The organism is Streptomyces sp. NPDC058145 (assembly GCF_042884245.1).
Classification (GTDB): Bacteria; Actinomycetota; Actinomycetes; order Streptomycetales; family Streptomycetaceae; genus Streptomyces.
Window position 1 is genome coordinate 56,550 of the sequence record NZ_JBHVUH010000002.1, and the last position, 24,698, is coordinate 81,247.

At 72.2% G+C, this 24,698-nt stretch carries 19 protein-coding genes and 2 pseudogenes; 12 read left to right on the top strand and 9 right to left on the bottom strand.

Annotation, left to right across the window (positions count from 1 at the left end; genetic code table 11):
* Window positions 1-19: 19 nt before the first annotated feature.
* The 5 genes from pucL to ACFVVO_RS04490 all read right to left on the bottom strand — a co-directional run bounded on the left by pucL (window position 20) and on the right by ACFVVO_RS04490 (window position 2,594).
* The gene (gene pucL, locus ACFVVO_RS04470) at window positions 20-943 is read right to left on the bottom strand and encodes a factor-independent urate hydroxylase (protein WP_390051668.1); all 924 of its coding nucleotides are present in this window, start codon (window positions 941-943) and stop codon (window positions 20-22) included.
* A gap of 3 nt (window positions 944-946) precedes the next feature.
* Window positions 947-1,342 carry a hydroxyisourate hydrolase gene (uraH, locus tag ACFVVO_RS04475; protein WP_390051670.1) on the bottom strand — a complete coding sequence of 132 codons (396 nt, stop codon included), beginning with the start codon at window positions 1,340-1,342 and terminating at the stop codon, window positions 947-949.
* Between the two features lie 4 nt (window positions 1,343-1,346).
* Entirely contained in the window at window positions 1,347-1,859 is a 513-nt protein-coding gene (gene uraD / locus ACFVVO_RS04480) for a 2-oxo-4-hydroxy-4-carboxy-5-ureidoimidazoline decarboxylase (RefSeq protein WP_390051671.1), read from the bottom strand.
* 118 nt (window positions 1,860-1,977) lie between these two features.
* Complete coding sequence (locus ACFVVO_RS04485; protein ID WP_390051673.1) at window positions 1,978-2,346, bottom strand: helix-turn-helix domain-containing protein; 369 nt, start codon at window positions 2,344-2,346, stop codon at window positions 1,978-1,980.
* Complete coding sequence (locus tag ACFVVO_RS04490) at window positions 2,343-2,594, bottom strand: hypothetical protein (RefSeq protein WP_390051675.1); 252 nt, start codon at window positions 2,592-2,594, stop codon at window positions 2,343-2,345. The genes ACFVVO_RS04485 and ACFVVO_RS04490 overlap by 4 nt, the downstream gene beginning before the upstream one ends.
* A 155-nt stretch (window positions 2,595-2,749) precedes the next feature.
* On the opposite strand from ACFVVO_RS04490, the gene ACFVVO_RS04495 reads away from it, so the two are divergent.
* The 5 genes and pseudogenes from ACFVVO_RS04495 to ACFVVO_RS04515 form a co-directional block, all read left to right on the top strand.
* On the top strand, window positions 2,750-3,571 hold the full coding sequence (locus ACFVVO_RS04495) for a TIM barrel protein (RefSeq protein WP_390051677.1): 822 nt from the start codon (window positions 2,750-2,752) through the stop codon (window positions 3,569-3,571).
* Between the two features lie 25 nt (window positions 3,572-3,596).
* Window positions 3,597-4,487, top strand: coding sequence for a 2-hydroxy-3-oxopropionate reductase (locus ACFVVO_RS04500; RefSeq protein ID WP_390051679.1), 891 nt, complete (start codon window positions 3,597-3,599; stop codon window positions 4,485-4,487).
* Window positions 4,488-4,657: 170 nt separating this feature from the next.
* Window positions 4,658-6,130 (top strand): catalase, encoded by a 1,473-nt coding sequence (locus tag ACFVVO_RS04505; protein ID WP_390051681.1) that lies wholly within the window; start codon window positions 4,658-4,660, stop codon window positions 6,128-6,130.
* Between the two features lie 466 nt (window positions 6,131-6,596).
* Window positions 6,597-6,830 carry a hypothetical protein gene (locus ACFVVO_RS04510; RefSeq protein ID WP_390051683.1) on the top strand — a complete coding sequence of 78 codons (234 nt, stop codon included), beginning with the start codon at window positions 6,597-6,599 and terminating at the stop codon, window positions 6,828-6,830.
* A gap of 126 nt (window positions 6,831-6,956) precedes the next feature.
* Window positions 6,957-7,682, top strand: a pseudogene (locus ACFVVO_RS04515) (hypothetical protein); the annotation flags it as partial.
* Between the two features lie 74 nt (window positions 7,683-7,756).
* On the opposite strand, the gene gcl reads toward ACFVVO_RS04515, so the two are convergent.
* Window positions 7,757-9,544, bottom strand: coding sequence for a glyoxylate carboligase (gene gcl / locus ACFVVO_RS04520; RefSeq protein ID WP_390051684.1), 1,788 nt, complete (start codon window positions 9,542-9,544; stop codon window positions 7,757-7,759).
* Window positions 9,545-9,825: 281 nt separating this feature from the next.
* Between gcl and ACFVVO_RS04525 the strand changes: the two genes are divergently transcribed.
* Window positions 9,826-10,491 (top strand): hypothetical protein, encoded by a 666-nt coding sequence (locus tag ACFVVO_RS04525; protein ID WP_390051686.1) that lies wholly within the window; start codon window positions 9,826-9,828, stop codon window positions 10,489-10,491.
* A 19-nt stretch (window positions 10,492-10,510) separates the two neighbouring features.
* Here the strand turns inward: ACFVVO_RS04525 and ACFVVO_RS04530 are convergent, their stop codons facing one another.
* Window positions 10,511-12,121, bottom strand: coding sequence for an AMP-binding protein (locus ACFVVO_RS04530; protein WP_390051687.1), 1,611 nt, complete (start codon window positions 12,119-12,121; stop codon window positions 10,511-10,513).
* On the bottom strand, window positions 12,118-13,791 hold the full coding sequence (locus tag ACFVVO_RS04535) for an AMP-binding protein (RefSeq protein ID WP_390051688.1): 1,674 nt from the start codon (window positions 13,789-13,791) through the stop codon (window positions 12,118-12,120). The genes ACFVVO_RS04530 and ACFVVO_RS04535 overlap by 4 nt, the downstream gene beginning before the upstream one ends.
* A 53-nt stretch (window positions 13,792-13,844) precedes the next feature.
* On the opposite strand from ACFVVO_RS04535, the gene ACFVVO_RS04540 reads away from it, so the two are divergent.
* From ACFVVO_RS04540 to ACFVVO_RS04550, 3 genes are all read left to right on the top strand, one after another.
* Window positions 13,845-14,753 (top strand): response regulator transcription factor, encoded by a 909-nt coding sequence (locus ACFVVO_RS04540; protein ID WP_390052332.1) that lies wholly within the window; start codon window positions 13,845-13,847, stop codon window positions 14,751-14,753.
* 168 nt (window positions 14,754-14,921) lie between these two features.
* Window positions 14,922-17,747, top strand: a complete 2,826-nt coding sequence (locus ACFVVO_RS04545; protein WP_390051690.1) for a helix-turn-helix transcriptional regulator — start codon at window positions 14,922-14,924, stop codon at window positions 17,745-17,747.
* Between the two features lie 239 nt (window positions 17,748-17,986).
* Window positions 17,987-18,778: a S1 family peptidase gene (locus ACFVVO_RS04550; protein ID WP_390051692.1), complete on the top strand. Its 792-nt coding sequence runs from the start codon at window positions 17,987-17,989 to the stop codon at window positions 18,776-18,778.
* A 130-nt stretch (window positions 18,779-18,908) separates the two neighbouring features.
* On the opposite strand, the gene ACFVVO_RS04555 is transcribed toward ACFVVO_RS04550, so the two are convergent.
* Window positions 18,909-20,018 carry a winged helix DNA-binding domain-containing protein gene (locus tag ACFVVO_RS04555; protein WP_390051693.1) on the bottom strand — a complete coding sequence of 370 codons (1,110 nt, stop codon included), beginning with the start codon at window positions 20,016-20,018 and terminating at the stop codon, window positions 18,909-18,911.
* Window positions 20,019-20,146: 128 nt separating this feature from the next.
* Between ACFVVO_RS04555 and ACFVVO_RS04560 the strand changes: the two genes are divergently transcribed.
* The 3 genes and pseudogenes from ACFVVO_RS04560 to ACFVVO_RS04570 all read left to right on the top strand — a co-directional run.
* Window positions 20,147-21,205, top strand: a complete 1,059-nt coding sequence (locus tag ACFVVO_RS04560) for a polyphosphate kinase 2 family protein (RefSeq protein ID WP_390051694.1) — start codon at window positions 20,147-20,149, stop codon at window positions 21,203-21,205.
* 39 nt (window positions 21,206-21,244) lie between these two features.
* Window positions 21,245-23,968 carry a cation-translocating P-type ATPase gene (locus ACFVVO_RS04565; RefSeq protein WP_390051696.1) on the top strand — a complete coding sequence of 908 codons (2,724 nt, stop codon included), beginning with the start codon at window positions 21,245-21,247 and terminating at the stop codon, window positions 23,966-23,968.
* A 32-nt stretch (window positions 23,969-24,000) separates the two neighbouring features.
* A pseudogene (locus tag ACFVVO_RS04570) lies at window positions 24,001-24,624 on the top strand (SulP family inorganic anion transporter); the annotation flags it as partial.
* Window positions 24,625-24,698: the final 74 nt, after the last annotated feature.

The following is a 24,698-nucleotide window of genomic DNA, read 5'->3' on the forward strand; positions in this document are numbered from 1 at the left end:
TGCCGAGAGAGTGAATTGGCTAGAGGTTGGTGAGGTCCACCGGGATGCGCGGCTCGCAGCCGTCCCGCAGGACGGTCGCCTCGATCAGGCCGTAGGGCCGGTCGGCGGCGAAGTAGACCTCGTTGTCGTTCTTCAGCCCGAAGGGCTCGAGGTCCACGAGGAAGTGGTGGCTGTTGGGCAGCGAGAAGCGGACCTCGTCTATCTCGGCGCGGTTGTCGATGATGCGCGCGCCCATCTGGTAGAGCGTCTGCTGCAGGGAGAGGGAGTACGTCTCGGCGAAGGCCTGGAGCATGTGCTTGCGCACCTGCTCGTAGGACTTCTCCCAGTTGGGCATCCGCTGCCCGTCGTCGGTCCAGTTGAAGCGCCAGCGGCCGGACACCGAGGTGGCCAGGATGCGGTCGTGCGCCTCCCGCAGGGTGGTGTACTTGTCCTTGACGTAACCCCAGAACTCGGAGTTGGTCGAGTTCATCACGGTCAGGTCCTTCAGGCCCGAGACGACCTCCCACGACGAGCCGTCATAGGTGATCTGGGCCAGCCGGGTCTCCTGGCCCTTGCGCACGAACGAGTGCTTGACCTCGTCCGCGCCGATGAACTTCGAGTTGGCGTCGGAGGTCTCGATCCGCTCCCAGGCGTACTCCTCGATGCGGATGCGGGCGCGGTGGATGGCCGGCTGCGAGGTGACGAAGTGGCGGGCGAGGTGGATACCGAACTGCTCGGCCGACTCGATGCCGTGCTCCTTGGCGAACGCGAACACCGTGTTCTTGGTGGTGTCGGTCGGCAGGACGTTGGCGTTGGAGCCGGAGTAGTGGACCTCCTCCATGTCGCCGCTCAGGGCGACGGAGACGTTCAGGTCCTTGATGTGGTGGGTGGCACCGTCCCGCGTGATCTTTACGACCCGGTTCTCGGCCTTGCCGTACTGGTTCTGTCCCAGGATGGTGGGCATGAGCTAGCTCCCTCGGTAAACGGAGTAGCCGAACGGGTTGAGCAGCAGCGGTACGTGGTAGTGCTCGCCCGGCACGACGGCGAACGTGATCGCCACCTCCGGAAAGAACACCGCGGGCCCGCTGTCCCGGTTCGCGGGGGCGTCCTGCTGCGCATCGGCTTGCTTCTTCTCGAAGTACGGCTCCACCGCGAAGTCGAGCCGTACCTGGGTGGTGCCCTCCGGCAGCGCCGGCAGGTCCTTGCACCGGCCGTCGGCGTCGGTCGCGGAGCCGCCGAGCGCCTGCCAGTCCGCGTCCCGGCCCGGGCGGGCGGCGAGCCGGACGGCGACGCCCTCGGCGGGGCGGCCGGCGGAGGTGTCCAGGATGTGCGTGGACACGGAAGCGGTGGTGCTGGTGCTCATGGTGTCAGGCGTCCTCTTCGACGAGTCGGGCCAGTCGGATGCGGTTGATCTTCCCCAGCTCGGTGCGGACGATCTCCCTCTCCCGTTCGGGCGAGTTGCCGATCCGTTCCCTGGCCGCGTCCCGCATCTGCTCCGCGCTGCGGCCGGTGGCGCAGATGAGGAAGACATGGCCGAACCTCTCCTGGTAGGCCAGGTTGAGTTCGAGCATCTCGGCCTTGAGTTCCGCGGCGGCGCCGGCCATGCCGCGCTGCTCCCGCGCGGAGGTCGGATCGCCCGGCGCGGGGCGGCCGATCGGCGGGTGCCCGGCCATCGCCTCCGCCAGGTCCGCGGCGCTCAGCCCGGCCGTCGCGGCGTCACTGGCCGCGTGGAGGTCCGCCACGGTGGCGTATGGCCGGCCGGCCAGCAGCAGCCGGGCCCACTCGGTGGAGGCGCACGCCTCGTGGAGGGCGGCGAGGGCCGCTCGCTCCTCCAGGACGTTGAACCGGGCCAGGCCCGGGGGCGTGGAAGTCGTAGTCACGGGAGCCTCCGTGGCCGGAAACGGCCTTCGTGCTGAACGGGCTGCCCTGTAGCTAACGCCCTCCGAAACACGACGTCAACACTTTGTTGAAAATTCCGGGTTGCATCCCGAGCGGCCCTCAGCCCTCCTTCTCGCGGTTGAGGTAGTTGTAGACGGTGAAGCGGCTCACGCCGAGCGCGCCCGCCACGGTCTCCACGCCGTGCCGGACGGAGAAGGCGCCCCGCGCCTCCAGTACGCGCACGACCTCCTGCTTGGCCTTGCGGTCCAGGTCGGCCAGGGGCATCCCCCTCCTGCGCTCCATGGCGGCGAGGATGTGGTCCAGGGAGTCGGCGAGCTGGGGCAGGCGCACGGCCATCACGTCGGCACCCTCCCAGGAGAGCACGACGTCGTCGGGGCCGGCCTCGTCGGGCGGGAGCAGATCCCCACCCATGGCGTCGACCAGCGGCTTCACGGCCGCGATGAAGGACTCGTCCCCGGCGCCGGTCACTTCCCGTCCTCCCCGACCACGTTGACCTGCAGCGTGATCCGGGTGGCACCGGCCTGGAGGGACTTGCGCAGCAGCGCGTCCACGGCCGTCAGCACGCTGTCCGCACCGCCCTCGGCCGTGTTGCCGAACGGGCCGACGTCCACGGCGTCCAGCTCGGCCGCCTCGATGACCTCGCGAGCCGCCAGAGCGTGCGCGGGCGCCTCCTCGAGGTCGAAGGGCTCGGTCGTGAACTCCACTCTCAATCGCACGCGCTCAACCTAACCCGCGGCCGCGACTCCTGGGCAGGTCCGGTCGAGGACCGGCGTACGACCCCCTTGACAAGCCACGAGACCCACAGGCAGTCTTCCGTTAGACAGAAACAAACTTCCACATTATGGAATTACAGGAAGGGAGCGCCGCCCCCGTGGGATTCGCAGACCAGCGCTTCAACGTCAACCTGTCGATCCTCTTCACGGAACTCCCGCTCCTGGAGCGCCCCGCGGCCGCCGCCGCGGCGGGCTTCACGGCGGTCGAGCTGTGGTGGCCCTGGGTCGACTCCCCCGTCCCGGAACCGTCCGAGCTCGACGCCCTGAAGCGGGCGATCGAGGACGCGGGCGTCCGGCTCACGGGGCTGAACCTCTACGCCGGGCGACTGCCGGGCCCGGACCGCGGGGCCCTGTCGGTGCCCGGCGCGGAGTCGGAGCGGTTCCGCGCCAACATCGACGTGGCCGCCGGTTTCGCCGCGTCCCTGGGCTGCACGGCGCTCAACGCCCTGTACGGCAACCGCGTCGAGGGGGTGGACCCGGCCGAGCAGGACGCGCTCGCCCTGGAGAACCTCGTCCTCGCGGCCCGGGCGGCCGACCGGATCGGCGCGGTGCTGCTGGTCGAGGCGCTGAACAAGCCCGAGTCGCCGCTGTACCCGCTGGTGTCGGCGGCGGCCGCCGTGGAGGTGGTCGACCGGGTGAACGAGGCGACCGGGCTCGGCAACGCCAGGTTGCTCATGGACCTGTACCACCTGGCCATGAACGGCGAGGACCTGCCGGCGGTGATCGAGCGGTACGCCGCGAGGACCGGCCATGTGCAGATCGCCGACAACCCGGGACGCGGTGCGCCCGGCACCGGATCGCTGCCCCTCGAAGACCTCCTCGACCGGCTGAGGAAGGCGGGCTACGACGGCTGGGTCGGCCTGGAGTACAAGCCGGGCGACCGCCCGAGCGCCGAGGCCTTCGACTGGCTGCCCCGCTGACCCCTGTACCGAAAGGCACCCTGTCATGAGCAACCTTCCCAAGATCGCCTGGATCGGCCTCGGCATCATGGGCTCCCCCATGTCCGAGAACCTGGTCAAGGCGGGTTACGACGTCACGGGCTTCACCCTGGAGCGGGAGAAGCTGGACCGCCTGGAAGCCGCCGGCGGCTCCGCGGCCGGCTCGATCGCCGAGGCGGTGCGGGACGCCGACGTGGTGATCACGATGGTGCCGGCCTCCCCGCAGGTCGAGGCCATCGCCTACGGCCCCGACGGCATCCTGGAGAACGTCAGGCCCGGCGCGCTGCTGATCGACATGTCCTCGATCACCCCGCAGACCTCCGTCGACCTCGCGAAGGCCGCCGCGGGCAAGGGCATCCGTGTCCTCGACGCCCCGGTGTCCGGCGGTGAGGCCGGCGCCGTCGAGGCGGTGCTGTCGATCATGGTCGGCGGCGAGCAGGCCGACTTCGACAAGGCCAGGCCCCTCTTCGAGGCGCTGGGCAGGACCATCGTGCTGTGCGGCCCGCACGGCTCGGGTCAGACCGTGAAGGCCGCCAACCAGCTGATCGTGGCGGTGAACATCCAGGCCTGCGCCGAGGCGGTGGTGTTCCTGGAGAAGTCGGGCGTGGATCTGAAGGCCGCGCTGGACGTCCTGAACGGCGGCCTCGCGGGCTCCACCGTGCTGACGCGCAAGAAGGACAACTTCCTCGACCGCGACTTCACGCCGGGCTTCCGGATCGACCTGCACCACAAGGACATGGGCATCGTCACCGACGCCGCCCGCAACGTCAGGGCCGCCCTGCCGGTCGGCGCCGTGGTCGCCCAACTGGTCGCGTCACTACGCGCCCAGGGCGACGGCGGCCTGGACCACTCGGCCCTCCTGCGGGCCGTGGAGCGCCTCTCCGGCACCCAGGTCTGACCGGCCCCTCGACTTCCGGGCCGCGGCGCCGCCGACACCTGTCCTGTCGCGCCCAGGCGGCACCGCGGCCCGGAACCTGCTTCAACAAACTGTTGACGCCTCGTTCCACCACTTCTAGGCTCCACGAAGCGGAAACAGGTTTCCGCTGACTCCCGCACGGAAGGTCCACGATGTCGAAGCGCGTGCTCACGACGCGAACACTCACCACGGAGTCCGGCGCCCCGGTCGCGGACAACCAGAACTCCACCTCCGCCGGCGTCGGCGGCCCCCTGCTGCTCCAGGACCAGCACCTCCTGGAGAAGCTCGCGCGCTTCAACCGCGAGCGGATCCCGGAGCGGGTGGTGCACGCCCGTGGCTCCGGCGCGTACGGCCACTTCGAGGTGACGGACGACGTCACCGGCTTCACCCACGCCGACTTCCTGAGCGAGATCGGCCGGCGCACGGAGGTGTTCGCCCGCTTCTCCACGGTCGCCGACTCCCTCGGCGGCGCCGACGCCGTCCGCGACCCGCGCGGCTTCGCCGTGAAGTTCTACACCGCCGAGGGCAACTACGATCTCGTCGGCAACAACACCCCGGTGTTCTTCGTGAAGGACCCGATCAAGTTCCCTGACTTCATCCACTCGCAGAAGCGGGACCCGTTCACGGGCCGGCAGGAGCCCGACAACGTCTGGGACTTCTGGGCCCACTCCCCCGAGGCCACGCACCAGGTCACCTGGCTGATGGGCGACCGCGGCATCCCGGCGTCGTACCGGCACATGAACGGCTACGGCTCGCACACCTACCAGTGGACGAACGCCGAGGGCGAGGCCTTCTTCGTCAAGTACCACTTCAAGACGAACCAGGGCGTCCGCTCGCTGAGCGGCGAGCAGGCCGCCGAGATCGCGGGCAAGGACCCCAGCTCCCACCAGACGGACCTGCTGCAGGCCATCGAGCGGGGCGTGCACCCGTCCTGGACCCTGTACGTCCAGATCATGCCCGCGGCCGAGGCGGCGGACTACCGCTTCAACCCGTTCGACCTGACGAAGGTGTGGCCGCACGCCGACCACCCGCTGCGACGGGTGGGCCGCCTGGTGCTGGACCGCAACCCGGACAACGTGTTCGCCGAGGTGGAGCAGGCCGCGTTCTCCCCGAACAACTTCGTGCCGGGCATCGGCCCGTCGCCCGACAAGATGCTCCAGGGCCGGCTGTTCGCCTACGCCGACGCGCACCGCTACCGCCTGGGCGTCAACCACACCCTGCTCGCGGTCAACGCGCCGAAGGCGACGACCGCACGGAACCACGGCCGCGACGGCCTCATGGCGGTCAACGCCCAGGGCAGGCACGCGAAGAACTACGAGCCGAACTCCTACGACGGCCCGGTGGAGACCGGCCGCCCGCTGTCGGCGCCGCTGGCCGTGTCCGGGTACACCGGCACCCACGAGGCTCCGACGCACACCAAGGACGACGACTTCTTCCAGGCCGGCGAGCTGTACCGGCTGCTGTCCGAGGAGGAGAGGCAGCGGCTGGTCGCGAACATCGCCGGCGGGCTCTCGCAGGTCTCCCGCGACGACGTGATCGAGAAGAACCTGGCCCACTTCCACGCCGCCGACCCCGAATACGGCAGGCGCGTGGAGGAGGCGGTCCGCGCGCTGCGCGAGGACTGAAGTCCCGAGGACCGCGTCCGGGACCCGGCGGGGAGGCCGGAACCCGGACGCACACGACCCGCGACCGAGCGGTCCGGATGAGGGGTGACCTCTCGGTACGGCGGGCAGAGCGAGGACCGCGGCGGTGTGCGAGCCAGTGCGGTGGTGAAGGACACGGGTCCCCTTCTCGACCAGAGGGAAAGGTTCCCGGCTCCGTCGCGGCCGCCGCGGTCCTCCAGTCACGGCCTCGCGCAGAGGCCCCCCCGTCAGCCGTCCGGCGGCGCGAACGTCCTGTCGCGCCCAGCCTCGCGCCGTCGGACGGCCACCACACGACACGACGAGCGCTCCCTGCTTCGGGGGGCGCTCATCGCGCTGCCCCGGCTCCTCGTGCTCCTGGCCCGGGCTCCGGGCTCCGGGCTCCGGGCTCCGGGCTCCGGGCTCCGGGCTCCCGCGTGCGTATTCGACGCGCCCGCAGGACGCTGAACCCATGGGAAATCCGACGCAGTATCCGCACATCGTGGTCCACGCCCCGGCCCTGGACGGCTCCCGGCGGGTCACCGAGGGGGACGTGACCCTGGGGCTCGCCTCCCACCTGGACGACGTGGTGGAGATCCTGCGGCTGGCCGACCTGGACCGGATCGAGGTCGAGGAGAGCGACCTCATCGACTGGCAGGGCGGCGGGCCGGAGGACTGGCCCGGCCTCTCCGAGCACGAGTGGTAGCGGCGCCGGGTACGGCAGTGGCCGTACCCGGCCTACGCAAACCTCAAATCAAGCTCTGAACAACGGCGTAGAGGCTTCTGGCGGCCGTCGCGGTCGGGCACATTATCGGCACACGGGGCCCGCCGGCACGGGGGCGGCGGGCCCCGCACGGGGGTGCCCATGGACCGTACGACGCCGATGCCGGACCCGTGCGTGATCGCCCTGCTGCGGGGTGGCGACCGGGCCGCCGTGACCGTCGCCGTGCTCGCCCTGCATCTGCGCGGCACGGTCGACGCGGGCCGGCCGGGAACACTGCGCAGGACCGGCACCGGGGACGCCGGGACCTTCCGCCACCCCCTGGAGAAGGCGGTCCGTACCGGCCTCTACCGGCCCGCCGGTCCACGGGAGTTGCCCGGCCGGGCGGTGGTCCGGCGCGCGCTCGCCAGGATGCGGGCCGAGCTCGTGGCGGCCGGACTGCTGCGAGCGCTGCCGGCTGGCCGCACCCGCGCCGCCCGCCGGCTCCTGGCCGAGCTGCGCGAGCGCCATCCGCTTCCCGACGGCCCGGCCGGCCGGGGCGGCCCGGCGGAGCAGGAGGTGCTGCTCGCCGTCGCGTTGCACGGCGAGCGCGCCCTGACCGCGCTGCTGCCCCGCTTCGCCCGCGACTCCGGGCTCACCGGCCGCGGCGCCCTCGCGGACGAGGGCCTGTTCCCCTTCGGCCGGGGCAGCGGCATCCGCGGCATCACCTTCCACGGGCACGACGGCGGCCGGGACGCGGACGACAGCGGTGGCGGGGCCCACGGCGGCCACCACCACGACGGCTTCCACGGCGGCCATGACTTCGGTGGTGGCTGCGGGGGCGGCGGGTTCGACTGAGCGCGGGGGCCCGTACCGCGTGCCGAAGGGGCGGCCCGTCCCTCCCGGACGGGCCGCCCCTCGGGGCTCGCGGCTCAGACCTTCAGCGGACTGATCGCCGTCGGCGCGTGGCCGGGCTCGGTGGCGAGGTCCTCGAACTCGGTGATGTCGCTGATGTCCATGGTCCGGCTCATCGAGATGTTGGTGACCCGCTCCAGGATCGCCTCGACGACGACCGGCACCCGGTACTCGGCGGCCAGCTTCCTGGCCTGCTCGAAGGCGGGGCCGAGCTGGTCCGGCTCGGTGACCCGGATCGCCTTGCACCCCAGGCCCTCGGCGACCTTGACGTGGTCGACGCCGTAGACGCCGATCTCCGGAGTGTTGATGTTCTCGAACTCCAGGTTGACCTGGAAGTCGATGTCGAGCCCGAGCTGCGCCTGCCGGATCAGGCCCAGGTAGGCGTTGTTCACCAGGACGTGCACGTAGGGGATGCGGTGCTGCGCGGCGACCGCCAGCTCCTCGATGAGGAACTGGAAGTCGTAGTCGCCGGAGAGGGCGACGACCGGGGAGTCCGGGTCGGCCTTGGCGACGCCGATCGCGGCCGGGATGGTCCAGCCGAGCGGGCCGGCCTGACCGCAGTTGATCCAGTGGCGCGGCTTGTAGACGTGCAGCATCTGCGCGCCCGCGATCTGGGAGAGGCCGATGGTGGTGACGTACCGGGTCTCCGGGCCGAACGCCCGGTTCATCTCCTCGTACACGCGCTGCGGCTTCATCGGCACGTCGTCGAAGTGCGTACGGCGCAGCAGGGTGGCCTTGCGCTCCCGGGTGGAGGCGACCCAGCCGGCGCGGTCGGGCAGCCTGCCCGCCGCCTTCAGCTCCCGGGCGGCCTCGACGAACAGCTCCAGCGCGGCCCCGGCGTCGGAGACGACCCCGTAGTCCGGCGGGAAGATCCGGCCGATCTGGGTGGGCTCGATGTCGACGTGGACGAACTTGCGGCCCCGGCGGTAGGTGTCGAGCTTGTAGCCGGTGTGGCGGTTGGCCCAGCGGTTGCCGATGCCGAGGACGAAGTCCGACTCCAGGAAGGTGGCGTTGCCGTAGCGGTGCGAGGTCTGCACGCCGACCATGCCGGCGTTCAGCTCGTGGTCGTCGGGCAGCGCGCCCCAGCCCATCAGGGTCGGGATGACCGGGGTCCGGGTCAGCTCGGCGAACTCGGTCAGCAGGTCGCAGGCGTCGGCGCCGATGACACCACCGCCGGCGACGATGACCGGGCGTTCGGCGGCGAGCAGGAAGGACAGCGCCTTCTCGATCTGGGCGCGGGTCGCGACGGGCCGGTGGACCGGCAGCGGCGCGTATGTCTCCGGGTCGAACTCGATCTCCGTCTGCTGCACGTCGATCGGCAGGTCGATCAGGACCGGGCCGGGCCGGCCGGAGCGCATCAGGTGGAAGGCCTGCTGGAAGACGCCGGGGACCTGTGCGGCCGCCATGACGGTGACCGCCATCTTCGTCACCGGCCGGGCGATGGAGGCGATGTCGACGGCCTGGAAGTCCTCCTTGTGCAGCACGCCGGTGGGCGCCTGGCCCGTGATGCACAGGATCGGGACGGAGTCGCCGATGGCCGAGTACAGGCCGGTGATCATGTCGGTGCCGGCCGGCCCGGAGGTGCCGACGCAGACACCGATGTTGCCGGGGCGGGCGCGGGTGTAGCCCTCGGCCATGTGCGAGGCGCCCTCGACGTGCCGGGCGAGCGTGTGGTGGATGCCGCCGCCCTCCTTCAGCGCCTTGTAGAACGGGTTGATCGCCGCGCCGGGCACACCGAAGGCGTCGGTGACGCCCTCACGCTTGAGAATCTCAACTGCCGCACGGGCAGCGGTCATTCGGGCCATCGAGTACTCCTGCTTCGGCTGTCGGATGCGTACTCCCGTCGCGCCCCGCGGTGAGCACTGTCTCCAGAGTCATCGGACTGCCTCCCGGATACTCTTTCCGTATCGCGGAAGTCAACTTCTACTATCTGGAAGCAATGTAAGGGGGGTGCCGAATGCCGTCAAGACCGCCCGGGAGTCACCGGGAGCCGAGCCGGGCAGAGGCGCCAAGAGCCGGACAGGCGGACCGGGATGGAGGACGATGGGGACGCTGCCCCGACGCGACGCCTGAAGATGGATGGGCCATGCCCGAGAGCGTTCCGCTGCACTGTCCGGCCTGCCGGCGCGAGCACGTCTACACCGCGCCCCCGTATCCCTGCGCCTGCGGCGCCCCCAGCGCCCCGCGGCTGGACGCGGCCGCCGGACCGGCCCTGCTCGCCCACCGCGCCTGGGACGAGGACTGGGTCACCGTGCGCTGCACGGCCTGCGGCCGCCGCAACCAGTGGCCGCACCCGGAACTGGGCTGCCCGTGCGGCACGGTGCTGCGCATACCGGTGGCCGGAGCCCCGTCACCGGGCCCCGGCCACCGTACTCCGGCGCGTTCCGCCGCCGTCGCCTCCGCGCGGGACGCGGTCACCGCCGCCGTGCTGTGTCTGCGCCGGCTCGGCCACCGGGACATCCGGCGCGCCGAGCAGCGCCCGCCGTCCGGCATCGGCCTGGCCGCGCCCGGTCTTGTCGTGCGGGTCGATCCGGCGGCGCGCCCGGCCTCGTCGCGGGACGTGGAGTGCCTCTGGCTGACGGCCATGACGGAGTCCGCGAACTGTGTCTACTTCTCCGTCGCCGGCTACACCGAGGCGGCCCGCGTGCAGGCCGACGCCCTGGCCGTCCCCCTGTTCGCCCTCGACCACGGGGGGACGGCCATGCCGGTGAACGGCCCCGGCCGGCTCCTCGCCGCACAGGGCACGGCCTGAACCGCCGGACTTCTCGCTGTCAGGCCCCGTACGTCTGCCGCAGCTCCACCTTGCGCACCTTGCCCGAGACCGTCATCGGGAAGGTCTCCAGGATCCGCAGCCGGCTGGGGATCTTGTAGTGGGCGAGCCGGTCGCGGCAGAAGGCGCGCAGGTCCTCCAGGGTGAGCGGGGCGGCGGGATCCAGGGGGATGACGCAGGCCAGGACCTCCTCCCCGTACTTCTCGTGCGGTACGCCGACGACCTGGACGTCCCGGATCCCGGGGTGGGCGTAGAGGAACTCCTCGATCTCTCGCGGGTAGATGTTCTCGCCGCCGCGGATGATCACGTCCTTGATGCGGCCGACGATCTCGACGTACCCGTCCTCACGCATCACCGCCAGATCGCCGGTGTGCATCCAGCGGCCCGCGTCGACGGCCTCGGCGGTCTTCTCGGGCTCGTCCCAGTAGCCGAGCATCACGCTGTAGCCGCGGGTGCACAACTCCCCCGCCGTGCCGCGCGGTTGGGTGACCCCGGAGACCGGGTCGACGACCTTGACCTCCAGGTGCGGCAGGACCCGGCCGACGGTTCCGGTGCGGTGCTCCAGGTCGTCCTCGACGCGGGTCTGCAGGGAGACCGGGGAGGTCTCGGTCATGCCGTAGCAGATGGAGACCTCCGCCATGTGCATCTCGGCGACCACCCGTTTCATCACCTCCACCGGGCAGGGTGAGCCCGCCATGATGCCGGTGCGCAGGGAGGAGAGGTCGTACGCGGCGAAGCCGGGCAGGTTCAGCTCCGCGATGAACATGGTCGGGACGCCGTACAGCGAGGTGCAGCGCTCCCGCTGGACGGCCTCCAGCGTCGCCTCCGGGTCGAAGGACGGCGCCGGGACGACCATGCAGGCCCCGTGGGAGGTGGCGGCCAGATTCCCCATGACCATGCCGAAGCAGTGGTAGAAGGGGACCGGGATGCAGATCCGGTCCTGCTCGGTGTAGGCGACCAGTTCGCCCACGAAATAGCCGTTGTTCAGGATGTTGTGGTGGGAGAGCGTGGCGCCCTTCGGGAAGCCCGTGGTGCCCGAGGTGTACTGGATGTTGATCGGGTCGTCGCAGGACAACTCGGCCTCGCGCGCCCGTAGTTCATCCCGTCGGACGGCGGACCCGCGCTCGGTGAACGCATCCCAGCCCGGATCGCCGATGTAGACGGTCTCCGTCAGCCGCGGGCAGCGGACCCGGACCTCCTCCACCATCGCCCGGTAGTCGCTCGACCTGTGCCGGACGGTGGCGAACAGCAGGGAGATCCCCGCCTGGCCGAGGACGTACTCGACCTCGTGCGTGCGGTAGGCCGGGTTGATGTTGACCATGACGGCGCCGACGCGCGCGGTGGCGTACTGCACGAGCACCCACTCGGCGCAGTTGACCGCCCAGATGCCGACCCGGTCGCCCTTGGCGACTCCGCTCGCGAGCAGCGCGCACGCCAACCGGTCGACGTCAGCGGCGAACTCGGCGTAGGTCCAGCGCCGCCCGGACGGCACGTCGACCAGGGCCTCGCGTCCGGGCCAGGCGGCCACGGCGCGGTCGAGGTTGGCGCCGATGGTGTCGCCGAGCAGGGCGGTGGGGCCGGTTCCGTGCGTGTACGACAGTTCCGAGGTCACCGGAAGTCCTCCTCGCGGTACTCGTGGTCGGAGCCGGCGGCCGTGGCCTCGCGCAGCTCGATGCGGCGGATCTTGCCGGAGACGGTCTTGGGCAGCGTGCCGAACTCCAGCCTGCGGACGCGCTTGTAAGGGGCCAGCACCTGGCGGGAGTGCTCGAAGAGCACCTTGGCCGTGTCGGGGCCGGGCTGCCAGCCCTCGGCGAGGACGACGTACGCCTTGGGCACGGAGAGCCGCAGTTCGTCGGGGGCGGGCACGACGGCCGCCTCGGCGACGGCCTCGTGCTCCAGCAGCGCGCTCTCCAGCTCGAACGGGCTGATCTTGTAGTCCGAGGCCTTGAAGACGTCGTCGCTGCGGCCGATGTAGGTCAGATACCCCTCCGCGTCACGGGACGCGACGTCGCCGGTGCGGTAGTAGCCGCCCGCCATCGCCTCCGCCGTGCGGTCGGGGTCGCCGTGGTAGCCGGTCATCAGGCCGACGGGACGCTCGGACAGGTCGAGGGCGATCTCGCCCTCGTCGGCGCCGGGGGCGCCGGAGACCGGGTCGAGCAGTTCCACCCGGTAGCCGGGGCTGGGCCGGCCCATGGAGCCGGTCTTCAGCGTCTGCCCGGGGCTGTTGGAGACCTGCACGGCCGTCTCGGTCTGCCCGAAGCCGTCCCGGATGGTGATGCCCCAGGCCCGCCGGACCTGCTCGATGACCTCCGGGTTGAGCGGCTCGCCCGCGGCGACCACCTCGCGCGGCGGGGTGGCGAGCTGGGACAGGTCGGCCTGGATGAGCATCCGCCACACGGTCGGCGGCGCGCAGAAGGTGGTGACGTCGTGCCGGTCCATCTCGGCCATCAGGCGGGCGGGGTCGAAGCGCGTGTAGTTGTGGATGAAGACCGTCGCCTCCGCGTTCCACGGGGCGAACAGGTTGGACCAGGCGTGCTTGGCCCAGCCGGGCGAGGAGATGTTGAGGTGCACGTCGCCGGGCTTGAGGCCGATCCAGTACATGGTGGCCAGGTGCCCGATGGGGTACGAGGTGTGGGTGTGCTCGACCAGCTTGGGGCGGGCGGTCGTCCCGGAGGTGAAGTACAGCATCAGCGGGTCGTCGGCCAGGGTGGGGCCGTCGGGGACGAAGTCGGCGGAGGCGGCGTACGCGTCCTCGTACGGCTCCCAGCCCTCCTCCGGCAGGCCGCCGACCGCGATCCGGGTGTAGGTGCCGGGCACGTCGGCGAACTTGGCGGTGTCCTCGGCCCGTACCAGCACGTGCTTCACCCGGCCGCGCTCCACCCGGTCGCGCAGGTCGGCGGTGCCGAGCAGCGGGGTGGCCGGGATGACCACCGCGCGCAGCTTCATCGCGGCCAGCGCGGTCTCCCACAGCTCGGCCTGGTTGCCCAGCATGACGAGGATGCGGTCCTCGGCGCCGACGCCCCGGGCGCGGAGATGGGCGGCGACCCGGTTGGAGCGCTCGGCCATCTCGGCGAAGGACAGCCTGGTCTCGGTGCCGTCCTCCTCGATGATGTGCAGCGCCGTCCGGTCGTTGCCCTCGGCGATCACGTCGAACCAGTCCAGCGCCCAGTTGAAGTGCTCGGGCCGCGGCCAGACGAAGCCCTCGTAGGCGCGGGTGTAGTCCTCGCGGTGCTCCAGCAGGAAGTCCCGCGCGGTCCTGAAGACCTCGGTCGCCGTCGTCATCGGTGTCCTCCTAGAATCCGGACCATTGCCGGGCGGCTCTCTGGCATCGTCTAATCCGTGATGCAGGTCTCACTACCCCCGAACGGGGGTGGGTCCACGGTGAGCCGCACCGAAGGAGCGATGAGGTGGCAGCAGAGGCCGTGGCGACGATGGAGATCCGCGGTGCGCTGGTGCGACTGCGGCACACCACGGGGCTCCCGGTCGCCTTCGGCGGGCTGGTCGAGGCCGGCCGGCCGCAGATCCGGATCAGCGAACTGAGCGGCACCCACACCGCTGCCCTCAGGTCCCTGGCGGTGACCTCCGGCAACGGGCTCGGCGGCAGGGCGGTGGCGCTGGCCCGTCCGTGCGCGGTGACGGACTACGCCGGTTCCCGGCAGATCAGCCACGAGTACGACGTGCCGGTGGCCGCCGAGGGCATCCACTCGGTGCTCGCGGTGCCGGTCGTGGTGCGGCGCCGGGTACGCGGGGTGCTGTACGGCGCGCTGCGCTCGGCCCAGCCGCTCGGCGACCGCACGCTGGGCGCGGCGGTGGCGGCGGCGCGGGACGTGGAGCAGTCGCTGGTGGTGCGGGAGGAGGCGCGGGGGCTGCTCGCGGCGGCCCGGACCGAGCCCGCCGGGGCGTACCCGGGGGCGGAAACCGGCCAGGAGCAGATGCGCGAGGCGCACGCGGCGCTGCGCGCGCTGGCGCCGCGTATCGCCGACCCGGAACTGCGCGCCGAGCTGCTGGCGGCCTGCGGGCTGCTGGCCGCGCCCCGCCCGGCCGGCGGCGCGAGCCTGGCGCCGCGGGAGCTGGACGTGCTGTCCTGGGTGGCGGCGGGCGCGACCAACGCGGCCGTGGCCGAGCGGCTGGGTCTGCGCCCGGAGACGGTGAAGGGCTATCTGCGCTCGGCGATGCGGAAACTGGGCGCGCACACCCGGGGGGAGGCGGTGACCGCGGCACGCCGGGCGGGGCTCCTGCCGTAGCGACCGGCCGGACGGTGAGGCCCGTAAGGAAGCCTGCACATTGTTGTGACCATGCCGCGAATTTTTTCCTGCGCTTGACCGTTTGTTATTTCCCTCACCACGGCTTCCGTCCGAATTTCAAGGATTGTTGCCTAGAATTTGGCCCGGACACGACACAGGAGGGGAGCGGTGACCGTGCGACGGGACTTCCAGGAGTCGGTTCGATGCCGTCCCGACCTGGTCATCGGCCGCGAAGAGCTGTTCGGAAGCGCCCGGGGCCAACTCGACTCCGGTGGCAGCGTGCTGCTCCACGGCCCCGCCGGAATAGGGAAATCGACGGTCCTGCGGGCATTGGCCGAGGAATACGGCGCCACCGCGCGCCGGGTCCTGCGCTGCTCGGCGACCGAGTCCGAATCCCACCTTCCGTTCCTGGCCCTCGCCGACCTCCTCGGCCTGGCCCTCGAGGAGGTCGCCCCCCGGCTGCCCGCCGCCCAGCTCACGGCCCTGGAGTCGGCGCTCACCGGCCGCGGCGAGTCCAGCCTCCAGCGCGACGGCCTCGCCCTGCGCCTCGCGGTGCTCTCCGCGCTCCGGGCGCTCGCCGACCGGGGCCCCGTACTGATAGTCGCCGACGATCTGCAGTGGCTGGATCCGGCCAGCGCCGAACTGCTCGGCTTCGCCGCCCGCCGGCTCGGTGACACGCCCGTGCAGATGCTGTGCGCGGTGCGCACCGAGGACGAGGCCTACGACCGCCATCTGCGCGCCTGCCCGCCGGGCACCCTCTCGGTGCGCCTTGGCCCGCTCTCCCGCACCGAGCTGACCACGCTGCTGAACCACCGCGGCTACGACGGCCTGCCCCGCTCCACCGTCCGGGAGGTGCACCGCACCAGCGGCGGCAACCCGCTGTTCGCGCTGGAGCTGGGCCGCGTCCTGGCCGAGAACCCGGCCCCGCCCCGGCCGGGCGAGCCGCTGCCGGTGCCCACCTCGCTGCGCGCCCTGGTGCTCAGCCGTCTCGACCTGCTGTCGGTGGAGGCCCGCCGCACCCTGCTGCTGGCCAGCGCCGGCGCCCGCCCCACCCTCGCCCTGCTGCACGCGGCCGGCCGGGAGCACGCCGAGGCCGAGTGCGCCCAGGCCGCCGAACTCGGGCTGCTGGCCACCGAGACCGATGACCCGGCCGTACGGTTCGCGCACCCGCTGATCTCCGCCGCGCTGTACGCGGAGGCACCCGCGCAGGAGCGGCGCGCGGTGCACGCGGCGCTGTCGACCGCGGCCTCCGACCCGATCGAACGGGCCCGGCATCTGGCCCTGGCCACCACCGGCACCGACCCGGACGTGGCCGACCGGCTCGCCGAGGCCGCCGCGCTGGCGCGGGACCGCGGGGCGCCGTCGGTGGCCGCCTCGCTCGGACTGCTCGCCGCCCGGCACACCCCGGCGGCCGGCGAACCCGGCCCGGACGAGCGGCGGCTGCGGGCCGCCGAGGACGCCATCACGGCCGGCGAGGCCGACCTGGCCCGGGACATCGCGCGCGAGGTGCTGTCCCGGGCCGCCCTGCCCGCCGAACGGGTGCGGGCGTGGATGGTGGTCATCGAGTCGGCCGGACAGGCGCTCGGCGACGTGGACGCCGTCTTCCCGCAGGCGCTGGCCGACGCCGGTGACGACCCCAGGCTGCTCGCCCTGGTCCGCTACCAGCTCGCCTGGCGCGCCCTGGTCGTCCAGGGCGACTTCACCGAGGCCCGCCAGGAGGCCGCGCACGCCGCCGAGCTGGCCGCGCGGGCCGGCGACCGGCGCACCGAGCTGATGGCACGCGCCTTCCAGGCGTCCACCGAGACCCTGATGGGCCATCCGGACGCCGCCGCCACCACCGCGCGGGCCCTGGAGGAGCCGCAGGACCCGTACGTCGCCTGCCACCACAACGGCGTCGGCTACGCCCGCTACCGCTGGCTGCTGATGAGCGACCGGCTCACCGAGGCCCGGGCCACCATCACCGCGCTGCTGCGCGAGGTCCGGCGGCGCGGCATGGTCGAGAGCGAGGTGCACTACCTGCGCATGTGCGCCGAGACCGAGCTGCGCGCCGGCCACTGCGGTCGGGCCCTCGACCTGTCTCGGGAGAGCCTGCGGCTGGCCCGGGACGCGGGCATCGGCGAGAGCGCGTCCGCGATGCTGGCCTCGCTCGCCGAGGCGTCCGGCGGTGACACCGAGCGGGCGCTGGAGCTGGCCCGCGAGGCGGTCGGGCACGCCGAGGAGGACGGTGACCAGATGTACCTCTCCCGCGCCCTGGCCGCCCTCGGTTACGCCCAGTTCGTCGCCGGGGAGCCGCGGGCCGCCGTGGAGTCGCTGGGCCGGGTGCGGGAGCTGGAGCTGGGGCTCGGCATCACCGACCCGGCGCGCGGCCGCTGGCACGGCGACCTGGCGGAGGCGCTGGTGCTCGCCGGAGAGCACGGCCAGGCGCAGCAGGTCATCGACGGGGCCCGGGAACACGCCGTCAGGCTGGGCCGGGAGAGTGTCGTCGCCGTCCTGGACCGGGCGGAGGCGCTGGCCCGGGCCGCCCGCGGCGACCACGAGACCGCCATCGCCCAGCTGACGTCCGCTCAGGCCCGGCTCGGCAAGCTCGGCAACGGCCTGGACGAGGCCCGGGCGGCGTTCGCGCTGGCCCGGCTGCGCGCGCGGCAGGCGGAGAACCCGGCCAAGCGGAGGGCGGCGTACGACGAGGCCGTGCGGCTGTTCCGGCGCTGCCGGGCGCTGCCGTGGCTGAGCCAGGTGGACGATGCCCTGCGCGCCCCGCAGCCGGAGCCCGCGCCGCCCGCCCGGGACCCGCTGGACGCACTGGACGGTCTGGCCTCGATGGAGCGTCAGGTCGCCGCGCTCGTCATGGAGGGGGCCACCAACCGGGAGATCGCGTCCCGGCTGTTCGTCAGTGTGAAGACGGTCGAGGCCACGCTGACCCGCGTGTACCGCAAGCTGGGGATCCGCTCGCGCGTCGACATCGTCCGATTGGCGGCGGCTCGCCGAGCGCGGTGAGCGAGGCGCTAGTTAACTGAGCCGGACCGAGGGTTTTCCCTCACCCAACCCCCTAGGGGGTTCCCTCATTGGGAGCCGAGGGACCCTGGTCCTAGCGTAAAGGGCGTGCCGCTCGCCCGGGCACACGGGGTCGGTCCCTCCCCCAGCCGCTCGGTCTCGCCCGAGCAGGGGGTTCCCCTACCTACGTGCACCGCCCCCACGCCCGTGCGAACCCCCCACCGGCAAACCCGAGGAGACGCATGTTCGGTCTCAGACGTGCCAGAAGGACCACCGCCACGCTCATGGCGACGGCCGCCGCCGCGGCCACCGCGCTCATCGCCTCCCCTGCCGCGGCCGACGCTCCTCAGCCCATCGTCGGGGGAACGACCACCACCACGACGGCGTACCCGTTCGTGATGCAGATCACGGACGCGTCCGGCAGCCAGTTCTGCGGCGGCACCCTGGTGGCCGCCAAGAAGGTGGTGACGGCGGCGCACTGCATGGTCGGTGAGACGACCGGCAGCGTCCGTGTGGTCGGCGGCCGGACCTATCTGAACGGCACCAACGGCACGGTCAGCAAGGTCAGCAAGATCTGGATCGACCCGGACTACACCGACGCCACCAACGGCGACGACGTGGCCGTGCTGACCCTGTCGACGTCGATGCCGTACACGAAGGCGTCGTACGTCTCCTCCTCCCAGACCAGCGTGTACGCGGCCGGTACCACGGCCCGCATCCTCGGCTGGGGCACCACCTCGGAGAGCGGAAGCTCCTCCAACCAGTTGCGGACCGCGACCGTTCCGGTCGTGTCGGACGCCGGCTGCGGGAGCTCCTACGGTTCGGACTACGTCAAGTCCGACATGGTTTGCGCCGGATACACATCCGGTGGCGTAGACACCTGCCAGGGCGACAGCGGCGGTCCCCTGTTGATCGGGGGCGTCCTGGCAGGGATCACTTCCTGGGGCGAGGGTTGCGCGGAGGCTGGTTACCCGGGTGTGTACACCCGGCTGACCACCTTCTCGGACCTCGTGACCGCGCAGGTCGATTCATAGCCCCGAGGACCACCCGAGCAGCTCTCGGGTAGATGCCGGGGGGGCGTTGCGAGCCACCACGAGCGGCCCGCAACGCCCCCCCATCCATGTCCCCGTCCGCTTCGGCCACTTGTACAGACACGCGAGGTGCTCAGCGCGGTACGACGGTGCCGAACCGGATGTCGTAGGGCTGCCCTGGGTGCAGCGCGGCCAGCATGCGGGCGCCCTCCTCGGCGATCTCCTCGCGCCGGCCCTTCGACAGCTCTCCGAACGGCTCGACAACGAGCGTGGTGCCGTCGGGCTTCCACACGCCGGCCAGGAAGCCGTCGACCAGGAGGGTGCGGTAGGCCTGGTTGCCGCGCCGGGCGCGGCCCCGGTACTCGGGGGGTATGACGCGGCCGCGGTCGGCGTGGGAGAGCAGGAGGTTGTCGTACTCGGGCAGGAAGCGGGGCGGGGCCGGGGTGTCCGGGTCGGGACGGGGCGCGTCGGGCAGGTCGAACAGTTCGACTCCGGCGGCGTCGCGGAAGGTGACCAGCCGCGGCCGCAGCCGCTCGAAGGCGCCCCGCAGCCGGGTGAGTCCGGCCCAGGTCTGCATGTCCTTGACGGAGGCGGGACCGAAGGCGGCGAGGTAACGCGGGATCACGGTCTCCGGCGCCGGGGCCGGTTCGGCGGGGCGGCCCAGCCAGTGCTCGGCGGTGGTGAGGGCGACCCGGCCGGCCCGGCCCCACAGTCCGCGCGGGGTCACCTGGACCAGCGGCAGGGTGCAGCGGGCGGCGACGGCGAGGGACCCCGGGTCCGCGTCCGGCCACTCGGCGCTCAGCGCCTCGCGGAGCTGGGCCATGGTCCGCGGCTCCGCCTCCACCAGGTCACGGGCGACGGCGGCCAGCCGGCCGAGGTCGACGCCGGCCAGGCCGGTGCGGAAGTTCGTCAGCTCCCGCTCCCGGGCCGCCTGGACCAGCGGCCGCAGGGTCAGGCAGTCGTCGGCGGTGTGGGTGTGGATGGTGGAGCGCAGGGTGACGATGCGGACGGCCGCGCGGTCCGCCATGAGCCGGGACAGCCGCTCCGGCGTGAACCCCTCGAGCCGGGCGGCGAGGGCGTAGTACGGCGGCTCCGTGTTCTGTGCCTGCAGGCCGAGGAGGTGCCGTAGGGCGTCCTCGGCGGACAGCGGGGAACGGCGCAGCAGGAGCTGCCGGTCCAGGGTGGCGCGGTTGAGGGCGCGGGTCTCCAGGAGCGGAGCGGTGGCCGTGCTGCTCTTCGTCATGGAGGCACGCTAACCGGCCTTGCGGACACCTTCTGTCCGGATGCGGCGGGCCGGATCCGAGGGGCGATCTTGTGCGGGCGAGCCGAGAATGAGCGGGGGCGGGCCCGATCCGGGGAGAGGAGCCGGTGGTGTCCGACGAGCCGGCCGCACGCATCGCGGAATTCATCGAGCCGCTTCGGGTGGCACCGGGTACGCGGGTGGACCTGGGCCGGGACTTCGACCCCGGCTACCGGGCGGGCCTGCGCAAACGCGAGGCCGAGGAACTGCTGCGTACCGGGGTGGCCCTGCTGGCCGAGTACCAGCAGCGGCTGGCCGCCCAGGACACCTACGGCGTCCTTCTGTGCCTCCAGGCGCTCGACGCCGGCGGCAAGGACGGCACGATCCGGCACGTGATGAGCGGCGTCAATCCCCAGGGCGTACGCGTCAGCAGCTTCAAGGTGCCCTCGGACGAGGAACTGGCCCACGACTACCTGTGGCGCTACACCCGGCGGCTCCCCGAGCGGGGTGAGATCGCCATCTTCAACCGCTCCCACTACGAGGAGGTCCTGGTCGTCCGGGTGCACCCGGAGAACCTCGTACGGCAGAAGCTGCCCGGGGAAGCGCGCGGACCGGACGTCTGGGAGCGGCGCTACCGCGAGATCAACGAGTGGGAGCGCCACCTGACCGACAGCGGGTTCAAGGTGGTCAAGATCTTCCTGAACCTCTCCAAGGAGGAGCAGCGCACCCGCTTCCTGAAACGCATCGACCTGCCGGAGAAGAACTGGAAGTTCTCCGCGGCCGACGTGCGCGAACGGCGTCACTGGGACGAGTACCAGCGGGCGTTCTCCGCGATGCTCTCGGCCACCAGCACCGCCTGGGCCCCCTGGTACGTCGTACCGGCGGACCGCAAGTGGTTCGCGCGGATCTGCACGGCGGCCGTCCTCGCGCACACCCTGATGGACATCGACCCCCGCTACCCCGAGGTGAGCGAGGAGGCGCGCAGGGACCTGCTGGCCGCCCGGCGCGAGCTGGAGCGGGAGGCGCCCTCCGGTGCCCCGGCCGATCCGTACGCGGCGCGGCATGTACGGGCAAGGGACGGGCGCGGGGCCGGTCCGGAGCCGCCGGACGGCGGCGGGCACGGCGGACCCGCCGAGGGCGGGAAACACGGAAGGCCCCGGCGGCACGGGAAGCGGCGCGGCCGGGGCTGACGGGCCGGGTCACGATCGGCCCGGATCGGAGGAGACACGATGACGGTGCGGCCGGATTCCGTGGGAGAAGGGTCCCGGACGGCGGGGCGGCCCTGGTACACACGGCCCGCCCCGGAGGTGACGGCGGCCTTCGGCGTCGACCCGGCGGCCGGACTGCCGTCGGCCCGGGCCGCCGAACTGCTGGCCGCGCACGGGCCGAACGCCCTGCCCGAGGAGAGGCGGACCCCTGCCTGGCGCCGGTTCCTGGCGCAGTACCGCAGCTACATGCAGCTCGTCCTGGTGGCCGCGGCGGTCGTCTCGCTGCTCATCCGGGAGTGGACCACCGCGGTGCTCCTGCTGGTGCTGACCTTGCTGAACGCGGTCGTGGGACTGCGTCAGGAGGGCAAGGCCGAGAGCGCGATGAACGCGCTGAAGTCGATGCTGGAGGTGACCGCGCGGGTGCGCCGGGACGGCGCGGAGGCGGAGATACCCGCGGACCGGCTGGTCGTCGGCGACATCGTGCTGATCGCCGCCGGGGACCAGGTGCCCGCGGACGGGCGCGTCATCGAGGCCAGCGCCCTGCAGATCGACGAGTCGGCGCTGACCGGGGAGAGCGTCCCGGCCGGGAAGGGGACGGACCCGGTACCCGGTGAGGGGCTGCCGCCCGGCGACCGCACGAACATGGCGTTCATGAACACCCCGGTCACCCACGGCAGCGGGGTACTGGTGGTCACCGCCACCGGCGCCGACACCGAACTGGGCAGGATCTCCGGGATGCTGGCGGCCACCGGCAAGGAGGTGCCGCCGCTGACCAGGGAGCTGGACACCCTGACCCTGTGGATCACCGGGGCGGCGGGACTGACCATGGTGGTGATGTTCGCCCTGGGCCGCAGCCGCGACCAGGCGTGGGACGCGCTGTTCGTCAGCGCGGTCTCGCTCGCGATCGCCGCCATCCCCGAGGCACTGCCGACCGTGACCCAGGCGATCCTCTCCGTGGGCAGCCTCAACCTGGCGAGACGCAACGCCATCGTGAAGGAGCTGCCGTCGGTCGAGACCCTGGCGTTCACCTCGGCGATCAACTCGGACAAGACCGGCACCCTGACGATGAACCGGATGACCGCCGTCGAAGTCCTCACCCCCACCGACCGGTACACCGTCTCGGGCACGGGTCATGGCATCGAGGGACGGATCCACCACGCCGCAGGGTCCGCCGCCCGCGTCGACGACGCGATCCTGCCGTACGTGGTGGCGAGCGACGCGCGGCTGGTGGACGGCGAGGTTGTCGGCGACCCCACCGAGGGCGCCCTGCTGGTGCTGGCCCACAAGGCCGGTCTGGACACCGACGCCACCCGGGAACGCTTCCCGCGGCTCGCCACCCTGCCCTTCGACCCGGCCCACAAGCTGATGGCCACCTTCAACTCGGCGGTCGACGACTCCGGCCGGCCGGTCGTGCGGTGCTTCGTCAAGGGCGCGGCGCCCGCGGTGACGGCACGGGCGGCGGACGCGCTCACGCCGGACGGCGGCGTGCCGTGGGACGCCGGGCTGCGCGCGCGTGCCGAGGCGCAGACCGAGCGGATGGGAGGCGAGGGGCTGCGGGTGATGGCCGCGGCCGTCCGCGATCTCGACCCGGCCGCCTTCGATCCCGGGGCGGACCTGCTGGGGTACGTGGACGGGCTGCGGGTGACCAGTCTCGTCGGCATGGTCGATCCACCCCGCCCGGAGTCGAAGGCCGCCGTGGCGGACGCCCGTTCGGCCCACATCACGGTACGCCTGGTGACCGGCGACGACGTCACCACGGGCGCGGCGATCGCCCGGCAGATCGGCATTCCCGGCGAGGCGGTGCTCGGCGCCGACTTCGCCGCGATGAGCGAGGCCGAACAGCTCGCCCGCATCGACGGCATCGGCGTGGTCGGACGGGTCGCGCCCGAGCACAAGGTGCTGCTGGCCGACACGCTCAAGAAGAAGGGCCACGTGGTGGCGATGACCGGGGACGGCGTCAACGACGCGCCCGCCATCAAGGCCGCCGACATCGGCATCGCCATGGGCAGCGGCACGGACGTGGCGAAGAACGCCGGACGCATGATCCTGTCCGACGACAACTTCGCCACCATCGTCTACGCCGTGGAGCAGGGCCGCACGATCTACGACAACCTCACCAAGTACATTCGCTTCGTGCTGCTCCTGCTGGTCACCTTCGTCATGACCTTCCTGGGCGCCAGCGTGCTGAACATCGCCGCCGGCGAGCCCTTCACCCCTCCGCAGGTGCTGTGGATCCACTTCGTGGTCAACGCCTCCTTCGGCTTCGCGCTCGGCTTCGACCGGGAGAGCCCCGGGCTGATGGGCCGCAGGCCGCGGCCGCGGGGCGAGTCGGTGCTCACCCGGCCCGTGCTGGTCACCGTCGGACTCGGCGGTCTGGCGATCACCGTCGTGCTGCTGGGGCTGATCCGGCTCGGCCAGTCCCGGTTCGGCAGCGTCGCGACCGGCCAGTCGGTCGCCTTCACCGCGTTCGCGCTCTGTCTCATCGTGGCCGCGTTCGAGTGCCGCAGCGAGACGGAGTCCGTCCTCACGCCCGCCACGTTCGACAGCAAGCAGATGAACTGGGTGGCACTGGCCCAGTTCGCGCTCGCGGTGATGGTCACGCAACTGGACGGCTTCCGCCGCATCCTGGGGACGACGGAGATCGACGCCCGCCAGTTCGGCTGGGCCCTGCTGTCCGCCCTCGCGCTGCTGCTCCTGTGGGAGCTGGGCAAGTTGCCGGCCCGCCGGTCCGGGAGCAGCGGGTGAGCGGACGCGCGGCGGCCCCGCCCGGCGGCGAGGTGCGTGGCGTGTTCCGCGCCGTGCCCGGGGTGCGCGCCCTGTCGGAGTACCGGCGCGCCTGGCTGCCCAAGGATCTCGTGGCCGGGGTGGTGCTGACCACGCTGCTGGTGCCGCAGGGCATGGCCTACGCCGAGCTGGCGGGTCTGCCGGCGATCACCGGCCTGTACACGACGGTGCTCTGCTTGCTGGGATACGCGGTGTTCGGGCCCTCCCGGATTCTGGTCCTCGGACCCGACTCCTCGCTGGGGCCGATGATCGCCGCGACCGTGCTGCCGCTGGTGGCGGCGGGCGGGGACCCCGGCCGGGCGGTCGCGCTGGCCTCCATGCTGTCCCTCATGGTCGCGGCGATCATGATCCTCGCCTCGGTGGCCGGGCTCGGCTTCGTCGCTGACCTGATCTCCAGGCCGACGATGATCGGCTACATGAACGGCCTGGCCCTCACCATTCTCGTGGGCCAGTTGCCCAAGCTGCTCGGGTTCAAGGTCGAGGCGGACAACCTGCTCGGTGAGTGCGCCGGGCTCGTGCGGAAGCTGGCCGAGGGAGCCCTGGTGCCCGCCGCGGCCGCGGTGGGCGTCGGCGGGATCGTCGTGATCCTGGTGCTCCAGCGCCTGCTGCCGAAGGTCTGCGACGCAAGATCGAGCGATACGGGCTCACCCGCACCATCGACCCGGAGCACTTCTTCCCCACCGTGGAGTCC